Raw genomic sequence first — 9758 nt, forward strand, 5'->3', positions numbered from 1 at the left:
GACGTCTCACTATGCCCATCGCTTATAACGGAAACGTTGACGGCGTTCAGCTGTGGATACCAGACCATCACTGGTGGGACAGCCCCAGCATATGGCGCCTTCCCAAGCGCCCAGAGGACGGCGAGCTTGACTGGAGTCGCCTCTTCCAACACCAACGTGACATCATTCGACGTTTCACAGCCACACTCCGTTCGTTATGCGGCTTGTCTACGACGCTGCCCCCGGTCCCCTTCCAGCCCTTCGGCAAGCCCAGCCCAAAGGGGTGGGTCATGCCTATTGGTACTGACACGAACGGCATCCTCACCTGCAATAACCGCACGTATCACGGCTCAATTCGCTCGCATCATCCAATTAAGGGCACAAACACTTTTGCCCTCCTCGTCGATATACCGCCCTGCGAACCATGGTTCATCGTCCGTGCTGATGGATACGGCTGGCACACGAACCCACGGGCATGCAACACACGAGTCACATCAATCTGGGTGGACGTACTCGTCTGGCGACATACCTCTCAGTTTGTCCTCCCGATGAGCGAGATCACGATGCCTCCCGAGGTATCCAAGGCCTCGTTTCGTACGATTTACCCCGACCGTTACCCAGACGACTCTCAACTCTATGGAACCGCCCCACTCATCAGTCTGCCCTCGGACGAACGCATCGAGGTAACCAGTGTTCCCACGTGGTGGCAAGACCGACTCCTGTGGCAGCAGTTCCTAACACCCGCCGCATCTGACCCGGACTCCTACCGCGCAGCCACCAAGTCTATTGACGAGCGCCTCGCATACGAGTGCCTCACCCACTATGCACACCTTGTGCGCGACTGGACCAGCCCCTACGCTCCTTCACCCCGCATGATCGAACACTCTCATCGCCGGCAGGACAACCGATGATCAACGACAGCGCTAATAATCTACTGGCACTTCTCAATTCTTTGCCACCCGCTCCCTCGGTGACTTTCCGCGGCCACATCGATACGTCCGTCACCAAGCCTCAGGCGATAGTTTCCCCAACACTGACGGCCACCTCGCACAGCATCGCCATTGCAACGAACAACCTGGCAAGGCCACAGGTCGCCGTCTTTGTGGGTGCGAACGGGCGCGACCTGTCGCCCATCATGGCGGGCGCGCCTGGCTGTAATCTCCAAGAAGTTACCTACCTGCCGGGCACGTACTTCTTACAGCACACATGCCAAGAGTTTTCGGGCATTACAATCCAGGTCTTTGAAGAAATGCAGCTCGCCTCGGGCGGTGACGCCCTTAGGCCAGCACGCAGCCTCGATTCGTGGGATCCGATCCTCATCGTCCTTGAACCCGCACTGCGCGCCGCCCGCGCCCACCGCCTCGCTTTGCCCAAGGGGGCCTCGGATCGATTTTTGATTCCCATCCAGTGACGCCGGGCTGTGGCCGACCACATCGCCGACTCCCTCGGCGCCAAGAGCACGAAAAGCACAGAGGAACACGCATGACTACATTCATTGACCACGCTGGCGCGGCCATCGTCTCGCGCAAAGTTGTCGAGCGGACAGGCAACATCAAGTGGCTGACCCGCGAGACGCCCATCGCCCCGCCAGACACCGGCTGGCGCGTCCTATCCGACCGCGACACTGATGAATACCTGTCGAATCCCGCGAACATGACCGTGGTCGACTTCAACGAGCTGTGCGAGCTCGAACCCGCCTGCATCGGCATCTACAACCTCCCGGTCGGCTCCGACATTCAGCTCGTCGTCGAACCCGACGGTCGTCGCCGCTGGTTCGACAACACGACACAGCGCGAGATCACCTTCGGGTAGCGAACCGCGACCCTCACTCGCCCTCGCACTCCCCAACCCACACCAGCGTCGTGTATGGGATCGTAACCTCCTGCCCAGGCGCGTACCCCAAATGCCGATAGAGGTACCAGCGCAGGTTCGCTTGCATCCGATCCCGCCCAGCCTCGGAGGAACGAATATACGAGGAGCGCGTCGTCCCCAGCGTCAGGACCTGCTCCGGCGTCATGACATCCTCCCACACGACCTGGGTGAGGCGCATGGGCGCGAATCCGCCGCCCGGCATCGGCGGGCGATCGGCCCGGTGCACGTCCCCCGAGCGCATGATGCGCGTCAGGCGATGAACCCAGGGAACACTCACGTCCATCTGGTTCCAGACGATGCCCAGCACACCCCCGGGCGCCAGAATTCTTGCCGCTTCAATACCCGCGCGCTCACTGTCCACCCAATGCCACGACTGGGCAAACACGACGATGTCGAACGAAGCGTCCGGCAATCCGGTCGCTTCCGCAACACCCTCGTGCCACGTCACACCCGGCATTGACGAGGCCTGGGCGCGCATCACCTCCGAGGGCTCGACCGCGTCCACGACGGCCCCCGCACGCGCCATGAGTTCGCTCATCTTGCCCGTGCCCGCCCCGATGTCGGCGACCCGCAGGCGACCAGCTAACGGCATGCCGCCGACTCCCTCACCCCGCGCGGGCGCATCATCTGCCTGGCCACTCACCACCCCACCCAGTGCGGGCACGGCACCCAGTAGCGCGGCCACGGCCTCGTCCGGGTAGGCGGGACGAACAGCGTCGTAGGCGCCTCCCTCACCGACGAACGGGTTCTCATCAAGCGAAGCGGACACTGCGTTCGGCATCGCATCGCGATCCCCGTTTTGCTGCCACGCAGGAGTGGTGTGCGCGCGCCCTGCCATGGCCTCGTCCCCCGACGCGCTCACAGGAGCGAGCTCCACAGTCGGCACACGTTGTCGACGTAGTGCACGTGCCACGGCTGGTCCCGCCACTCCTCGTAGGTCAGCTCGCGCGAACGCGCACGGTTGCGCTCGTCGTTACCGTGCAGCAGCTCGACCAGGCGCGCGTCGTCGGCGACGAGCGTGATCTCGTAGTTGAGGCCGAAGGAACGCACATCCATGTTCGACGATCCGATGGCGCACAGGCTGCCGTCGACGACCACGTACTTGGAGTGCAGCATCGTGGGCTTGCGGTATAGGTGGATGCGCACGCCCGCCGCGAGGAGCATCCCGTAATACGAACGCTGTGCGTGCCCGACCAGGAATTGGTCGAATTGCTCGGAAAGGAAGAGCTCGACCTCGACGCCGGACAGGGCGGCGTTCGTCAGTGCGGCGATGAGCGCCTCGTCGGGGATGAAGTAGGGGCTCGCGATGGACACGTGGGTGCGCGCCGAAGACACCATGTGCACGAAGGCCCGCAGGTTGGGTTCGTCTCGGAACGCCGGGCCCGAGGGGATGATCTGCATCGACGAGGCCGGGGCCTCGTCAGCTGCCTCCTTCTCGCGCGTGTCCTTCTCGCGCGTAGTGGGCGGGGTGAGGTCGGCGGGGGTGAGGACCTCCCTGCTGGCGTAGTACCAGTCGAGGGCAAAAACGGCCTCGATCTGGGTGACGATCGACCCGGTGAGGCTCACGCTGGTGTCGTCGTAGGTGATGCCGGCTTTCTGGAAGGAGGGCGTGTCGTAGTCGGGGGCCACCAGGTTGTGGGATCCGATGTAGGCCTCGCGCCCGTCGACGACCAGGATTTTGCGGTGGTTGCGCAGGTCGGGGCGGCGGATGTGCCCGCGCAGGGGCGCGAAGGGCAGCATCTTGTGCCAGAGGATCCCCATGTCGTCGAGGCGACGCCGAAAGGCCTTGTGGCCGGGGATCGTGCGCAGCCCGTGGTGGTCGACGAGGAGGCGCACGGTGACGCCGCGGGCCTTCGCGCGTTCGAGGGCCTCGTAGAAGGGGGCCGTGTACTCGTCCCACGACGTCTGGAAGTAGAGCGCGTTGACGTGGTGGGTCGCCCGNGCCCCCGCGTTTGTCCCCACGCGCTGTGACGAGGCTGGGGCCGCCTCCCCAGCAAGCGCGCGCAGCCGGGGAGCAAGGTCGCGCGCGGCCTTCTCGGGTCCTGTGGTCATGGGGACGGTGACCCTCACTCCCCTGCCCGGTGCCGCCGCGAGGGGCCCCGACTGACCGTTCACCGACACTTCAGCCGACAACATGGGTGGTTGGCTCATACGGGGTTGCGTCCCACGTGCGAGCGCTGACCGCAATGACGGCGACCGGGCACGTGCCGGCCTCGCCTCGATCAACACGCGGAATCGCCTTGTCGAGGCTCGTCACGGTCGTCGTGGTCAGGTCGAGCGGCAGGGCCAATTCCCACTGTCGCGGGGTCCTCTTCTTCGCTGGGCAACGCGTCGCGCAATACACCTCATCCACGCAGACGTTGCGATAGTCTGCCCATAAGTCGCACGCAAGATCAAGAAGTGATGGGCGGTCTTTCGTGATGATGACTGCGCCGTCGATCAGGCCGTCCTCGTACCAGGCACGGTAGGCTGCGAGATCGCGGTCAAGGTTCCCATCTTTCGCATTCCATTCCACGTCGACCAAGACGCGCCCTTTGCGATTATCGACCCAATAGGAAGGAGTCTCACTGTGGGGTAGCACCTCAATTGCGCGCCATCTCTCGCGATATTCGATGTACCCTTCACGCTTGACGACGTATTTACATTCCGCCCATCCGCGTTCCCGAAGCTCCCCATTGAGACGGTCGGCCATTGCGGAGTTATTCCCACCAGCTCGAAGTAGGAGGTTCGCCGAAAAGCTAAAATCATCCAATACGTCGATAATATCCATCCACTCATCGCGGGCGACAGCGGCGAGAACGCCACACGCATTTCTCACTTCAAAGAATGAAAACCTATCACGGACGCTCGGGGGAACAATATCCGGGTTATCATACGACGCTGTCTGGATCATTTCGTCATCGTAACACGACGGTAGTCACCCCTCAGGTATGGTCGGCGTTATAGGACGCTACGTGTTACCGACAGGGCACCTTTTCCGCTTGCTGGTGCGGGAACGCAGTGGTTGGGGTTTCTAGGTTCTAGGTGTGTTTGTCGTGGGGGGCGGTGCACCCGATCCGTAGGCATGACACCCCTTCTGATCGGGTGTAGCGCGACGGAACGGGTGTAGCGCCTCTTGTTCGGAGCCGGGCGGGTATTTCGAGGTTGTGTGGCTGCGTCTGATGCTGCCGCTTGTGTGTGTCGGGAGGAAATGCCCGCGGTTGGGCTTGTTGCGGGAGGCGGTGCACCCGATCCGTAGGCATGACACCCCTTCTGATCGGGTGTAGCGCGACGGATCGGGTGTAGCGCCTTTCGCATGGCCTTCGTCAAACAGACCTGGAGTGCGAACGGGGAGGAACTGTCCGCAGTTGTGCTTGTCGTGGGGGGCAGTACACCCGATCCGTAGGCATGACACCCCTTCTGATCGGGTGTAGCGCGACGGATCGGGTGTAGTGCGTCTTGTTCAGAGCCGGGCGGGTATTTCGAGGTTGTGTGGCTGCGTCTGATGCTGCCGCTTGGGTGTGTCGGGAGGAAATGCCCGCGGTTAAGCTTGTTGCGAGAGGCGGTGCACCCGATCCGTAGGCATGACACCCCTTCTGATCGGGTGTATCGCGACGGAACGGGTGTAGCGCGACGGAACGGGTGTAGCGCGACGGAACGGGTGTAGTGCGACGGATCGGGTGTAGCGCGTACCGTGTCCAGTACTCACCGCACCCGCGCGCGAGCCGGAGCTACGTGCGTCAACGGCGCAGCAGGACTTCGCCGGAGGACAACAAACAGGGGCGAGGCCCAAGCCTCGCGGCTCGGACCCCTCCCTATGTCGTATGAGCGCGGTTATATCTCCGCGTGAGCGCTGCGACGACCGGCGTGTGCATCGGCAGCGCAGCGCGCTCGATAACGGGTCAGCTAGGTGTCAACCCTGAGTGTCGGCAGCGACCAGCGCGCTCGATGACGGGTCAGCTACGTGTCAACCCTGAGTGTCGGCAGCGAGCAGCGCAACGCTTACCGCCTCACTCTCCGCCCTTGCGGCGGCGTATGCGCTTACGGGCGCGGGGCGCGCGCGACGAAACAGAACCGGCAGAACCAGCAGCGCCACCATCAGCGCTACCGGAGCACGGCAGTGCAACACTCCCTCACGTTGCCAATGCCGCACGCGCCAGTTTTCAGGCGACAGGTGTCAGGCGGCACAGAGACCACGCCGAAGGGGGCGAGAGGCACCGGTTCCACCATATTGCTTGTTACCGAAGAGGTGCTACACCCGATCGGGAAGATTCAACTCCTTCTGATCGGCTGGAATCTTCCCGATCGGGTGGAATCCTGTCGGCGGTGCAAGCACGCTAGCACCATGAAGGACGACCGAACGCACGCCACGGCCAACCCCCATCGGTGACGCGAGCGCACCTCCCCACCCACGCCTCCCCCACCGACGCCTCCCCGACGACGTCCGGGACCAACCCCACCGACGTCCGGGACTGACCCCCAACCAACACGCTATGTTCTATCACCCTATGGTCGAGGCCACGCAACACACCCCAATTTAGATCTATATTTAGATCTCATGCGTATTACCATTAACGCATGACTGACGACCTGTACGCCCCCCTGCCCACCATCGCGGGTGGCTTTTCGACGGTTCTGTCGGACCCGCCATGGCGATTCCAGAACCGCACAGGCAAGGTCGCACCCGAACACAAGCGCCTCGGCCGCTACGGAACCATGTCGCTGGATGCCATCAAGGGCCTGCCCGTGGCTGACGTGGTGGCGCCCAACGCACACCTGTACCTGTGGGTTCCCAACGCTCTCCTCCCCGAGGGCCTCGACGTCATGTCCGCCTGGGGATTCCGATACGTCTCCAACATCGTCTGGGCGAAGCGACGCAAAGACGGCGGCCCCGACGGTCGCGGCGTCGGATTCTACTTCCGCAACGTCACCGAACTGCTCCTCTTCGGCGTCCGAGGCAGAATGCGTACCCTTTCCCCCGGGCGCCGCCAAGTCAACATGATCGAAACCCGCAAACGCGAACACTCCCGAAAGCCAGATGAACAGTACGACCTCATCGAGGCCTGCTCACCCGGCCCCTACCTCGAGATGTTCGCCCGCTACCCCCGAGCCGGCTGGTCCGTGTGGGGAAACGAAGCAGACGAGAGCATCGAACCGCAGGGCCGTGTCTACAGCGGCTACGCCGGCGGGAAGATCGAGCGTCCCCTCGCTCCCCTCCCGATGCTCGACTCCCACCAGCGCCTGCCCCACGATTCAGAAATCGCAGTCAGCGCGCAGCTGCGACGCCAGTACGAGGAAGGCGCATCGATCAGCGATCTCGCCGCACGCTACGACTACTCGATCGCCCGCGTACGCCGCTACCTCACCCTGGCCAACACCCCGTTGAGGCAGCGCGGAGCACGCCCCCAGGCGGNGCGCGCCCGCCCCCTCACCCAGCGGCACCTGGCCATCCGGGGAGGACACGGGGCGGGGGAAGGCGGAGGAGGCCTCGTTCATGGAGCGGGAATCAGACAAGCTCACGCGCTCCTCGGCCCGAGGCAAAACGGTCCAACGCGCCCGTCTTCGCCAGCGCATTCGTCAGCGCCCACGCGAGGATGCCAGCCAGGACGATGCCGGACGCCACGCCGGACACCAGGTAGACAACGTTGTAAGCGACGCCCTTCCCAAGGTTCCCCTCCGTGAAGAGCTCGAGGACCCACTCGCAGGCGAAGGACAGCGCGCCGGCGGCGGCAGCGACCCACACGTTGAAGCGGCGGTAGGCGACAAGCGCGAAGACGATCTCGGCGCCGATGCCCTGCGCGAGGCCCGAGTACAGGGTCGCGATGGCCCACTGCGAACCCAAGCCCATGGAGACGGTCGCCGCCAGCAGCTCAACGAAGAGCGCGGCGCCGGGCTTGCGAATGACGTAGCCGCCGAGCGTGCCACCCAGCAGCCAGATACCCGTCACCAGGCCACCCAGGCCGGGCAAGAACTTTCCAAACACATCGAAAGCGGCGCCGCCGACCGGGTTCCAGGCGACGAAAATGAGGCCGCACGCGACGCCCAAGACAGCGGCGGTGACAATGTCAATAACCCTCCAACGGAGGGAAACAGTGGTAGCCATGCGAAAATACTCCCTTCGTGTTGCACGGCGGCCACGAGGGAAGAGCCTTCCTACGCCGGTATGACCCGGATCAGGTTCTACGGTCGGGGTTCGTCCCCTCTCAGCTCGCTTCGAGCTCCCGTGGCACAGTGGTGAGCATAGTCACCTGGTATTTGTCGCGCTACTCGTGCAGGTGAGGACCCTGATGCGGCCCCTCGCCCGTCCCGCCGTCACCCAGGACGCCGCGCGCCGCGCGCCGCAGCAGGAAATGCCGGTTCGCGAAGGCCGCGCCGACGATGAACGCGATCCACACCAAGGAATAAACGAGGCCGGGGCGCGTATCGTCCCACATCGCCAGGATGACGCCCATGGCGCCCATAAACGCCAGAACCACCCACGCGCCGACGGCCCCGCCGGGGGACTTGAAGTGCGAAGCCTTGTGCAGCTGCGGGCGCTTGCGCAGGTACACCAGGTAGGACACAACGATGACGACCCACACGCCCATGAACAGCGTCGCCGACACCGAGGTCACCAGTGTGAAGGCCGCGGAAATCGACCCGCCCGTCGCCATAATGACGATGGCCGTCAACAGGCACACACAGGACAGAAACAGGGCGTTGAGGGGCACGTGATGCTTCGACAGGCGCGCGAAGATGCGGGGAGCCTGCTCCTGGCGGGCCAGACCGTAGAGCATACGCGACGTCGAGTAGATACCCGAGTTCGCGCTAGACGCCGCCGAGGAGAGCACCACCAGGTTGACGATCGTGGCCGCAGCACCCAAGCCGGTCAGCGAGAACATAGTGACGAAGGGGGAGCGATCGGGACTCACCTGGTCCCAGGGGGTCACCATCATGATGGCCGCGAGCGCCGCCACGTAGAAGAGCATGATGCGCACTGGGATGGAGTTGACGGCCTTCGGGAGAGTGGTGTCCGGGTCGTCGGTCTCCGCGACCGTCGTGCCGACCATTTCGATGCCGATGAAGGCGAAGAGCGCGATCTGGAAGCCGCCCAGGAAGCCAGTGAATCCGTTCGGGATGAAGCCTCCGTGGCTCCACAGGTTCGAGACGGCTGCGACCGTCCCTTCCTCGTCGACCGCGCCCATGGCGACCATGCCGAAACCGACGACGACCAGGGCGATAATCGCGATGATCTTGATGAGTGCGAACCAAAACTCCGTCTCACCGAAAGCCTTGACCGTCATCGCGTTCAGGGCGAAGAGCAGCAGGGTCGTCGCGCCGATGGGAACCCACGCAGGCAAGTCCGGCCACCAGAAGTGCGTGTAGCCGGTGATAGCGATCATGTCCGCGACGCCGGTGACGACCCAACACGCCCAGTACGTCCACCCCGTCACAAAGCCCGCCCACGGGCCGATCAGGTCGCGCGCAATGTCCGCGAAGGTCGCGTACTTGCGATCCGACAGGAGCAGCTCGCCGAGCGTGCGCATGAACAGGAACAGGACAGCGCCGATGATCATGTAGACCAGCAGGATCGACGGACCCGCGACGGAGATCGTCTTGCCCGAACCCATGAACAGGCCCGTCCCGATCGCGCCGCCGATCGCAATCAGCTGAATATGGCGATTCTTCAGGTTTCGCTGGAGCTTTTCGCCACCCCCTTGCCGGGGCTCGTCATGAACGGCTGGCTCACTGCTCATTCGTTTTCCTTTCCGCCGGATGCCGCCCGCGGGCGGCGTTTTGCGCGGTCTTTGCGTGCGCGCGGAGCACGCTTGACCCTCTAACGCTACCGCAACGGCCCAGTAGCGTCCGAATCCAGGTGTCACACAGCACGCCCCGAGCGCTTCCAAGCCGCCACCGCACACGTGGCAACCAAGCAAGTTAGGTTAGGA

Annotated in this window: 7 protein-coding genes, 2 pseudogenes and 1 riboswitch; of the genes and pseudogenes, 4 read left to right on the top strand and 5 right to left on the bottom strand. The window is 63.7% G+C overall.

Annotated elements, in window-relative coordinates; all coding sequences use genetic code 11:
* Positions 1-269 precede the first annotated feature (269 nt).
* From BQ7477_RS09590 to BQ7477_RS09600, 3 genes are all read left to right on the top strand, one after another.
* Complete coding sequence (locus tag BQ7477_RS09590; protein ID WP_234968783.1) at positions 270-890, top strand: hypothetical protein; 621 nt, start codon at positions 270-272, stop codon at positions 888-890.
* Positions 887-1390, top strand: a complete 504-nt coding sequence (locus BQ7477_RS09595) for a hypothetical protein (RefSeq protein WP_073983716.1) — start codon at positions 887-889, stop codon at positions 1388-1390. Before BQ7477_RS09590 ends, BQ7477_RS09595 begins: the two co-directional genes overlap by 4 nt.
* Positions 1391-1461: 71 nt before the next feature.
* Positions 1462-1791 carry a DUF2185 domain-containing protein gene (locus BQ7477_RS09600; RefSeq protein ID WP_073983717.1) on the top strand — a complete coding sequence of 110 codons (330 nt, stop codon included), beginning with the start codon at positions 1462-1464 and terminating at the stop codon, positions 1789-1791.
* 13 nt (positions 1792-1804) lie between these two features.
* On the opposite strand, the gene BQ7477_RS09605 is transcribed toward BQ7477_RS09600, so the two are convergent.
* The 3 genes and pseudogenes from BQ7477_RS09605 to BQ7477_RS09615 form a co-directional block, all read right to left on the bottom strand.
* Positions 1805-2632: a class I SAM-dependent methyltransferase gene (locus BQ7477_RS09605; RefSeq protein ID WP_073983860.1), complete on the bottom strand. Its 828-nt coding sequence runs from the start codon at positions 2630-2632 to the stop codon at positions 1805-1807.
* Positions 2633-2709: 77 nt separating this feature from the next.
* A pseudogene (locus BQ7477_RS09610) lies at positions 2710-3789 on the bottom strand (phospholipase D-like domain-containing protein); the annotation flags it as partial.
* Positions 3790-3973: 184 nt separating this feature from the next.
* A complete protein-coding gene (locus BQ7477_RS09615) occupies positions 3974-4744 on the bottom strand; it encodes a BglII/BstYI family type II restriction endonuclease (protein WP_073983718.1) in 771 nt (256 codons plus the stop codon).
* Between the two features lie 1664 nt (positions 4745-6408).
* On the opposite strand from BQ7477_RS09615, the pseudogene BQ7477_RS12520 reads away from it, so the two are divergent.
* Positions 6409-7170: pseudogene (locus BQ7477_RS12520) on the top strand (MT-A70 family methyltransferase); the annotation flags it as partial.
* A 166-nt stretch (positions 7171-7336) separates the two neighbouring features.
* Here BQ7477_RS12520 and BQ7477_RS09625 read toward each other — a convergent pair.
* The gene (locus BQ7477_RS09625) at positions 7337-7933 is read right to left on the bottom strand and encodes an ECF transporter S component (RefSeq protein ID WP_073983719.1); all 597 of its coding nucleotides are present in this window, start codon (positions 7931-7933) and stop codon (positions 7337-7339) included.
* A 30-nt stretch (positions 7934-7963) separates the two neighbouring features.
* Positions 7964-8065: riboswitch (TPP riboswitch) on the bottom strand.
* Positions 8066-8093: 28 nt separating this feature from the next.
* On the bottom strand, positions 8094-9566 hold the full coding sequence (locus BQ7477_RS09630) for an amino acid permease (RefSeq protein ID WP_073983720.1): 1473 nt from the start codon (positions 9564-9566) through the stop codon (positions 8094-8096).
* Between the last annotated feature and the right edge of the window lie 192 nt (positions 9567-9758).

Origin of the sequence: Actinomyces bouchesdurhonensis (assembly GCF_900128465.1) — a bacterium.
Taxonomy (GTDB): domain Bacteria; phylum Actinomycetota; class Actinomycetes; order Actinomycetales; family Actinomycetaceae; genus Pauljensenia; species Pauljensenia bouchesdurhonensis.

Bases quoted from the DNA above. Each gene is read 5' to 3' on its own strand.
- BQ7477_RS09590 (WP_234968783.1), top strand. From the start codon at position 270: ATGCCTATTGGTACTGACACGAACGGCATCCTCACCTGCAATAACCGC.
- BQ7477_RS09595 (WP_073983716.1), top strand. From the start codon at position 887: ATGATCAACGACAGCGCTAATAATCTACTGGCACTTCTCAATTCTTTG.
- BQ7477_RS09600 (WP_073983717.1), top strand. From the start codon at position 1,462: ATGACTACATTCATTGACCACGCTGGCGCGGCCATCGTCTCGCGCAAA.
- BQ7477_RS09605 (WP_073983860.1), bottom strand. From the start codon at position 2,632: ATGCCGAACGCAGTGTCCGCTTCGCTTGATGAGAACCCGTTCGTCGGT.
- BQ7477_RS09615 (WP_073983718.1), bottom strand. From the start codon at position 4,744: ATGATCCAGACAGCGTCGTATGATAACCCGGATATTGTTCCCCCGAGC.
- BQ7477_RS09625 (WP_073983719.1), bottom strand. From the start codon at position 7,933: ATGGCTACCACTGTTTCCCTCCGTTGGAGGGTTATTGACATTGTCACC.
- BQ7477_RS09630 (WP_073983720.1), bottom strand. From the start codon at position 9,566: ATGAGCAGTGAGCCAGCCGTTCATGACGAGCCCCGGCAAGGGGGTGGC.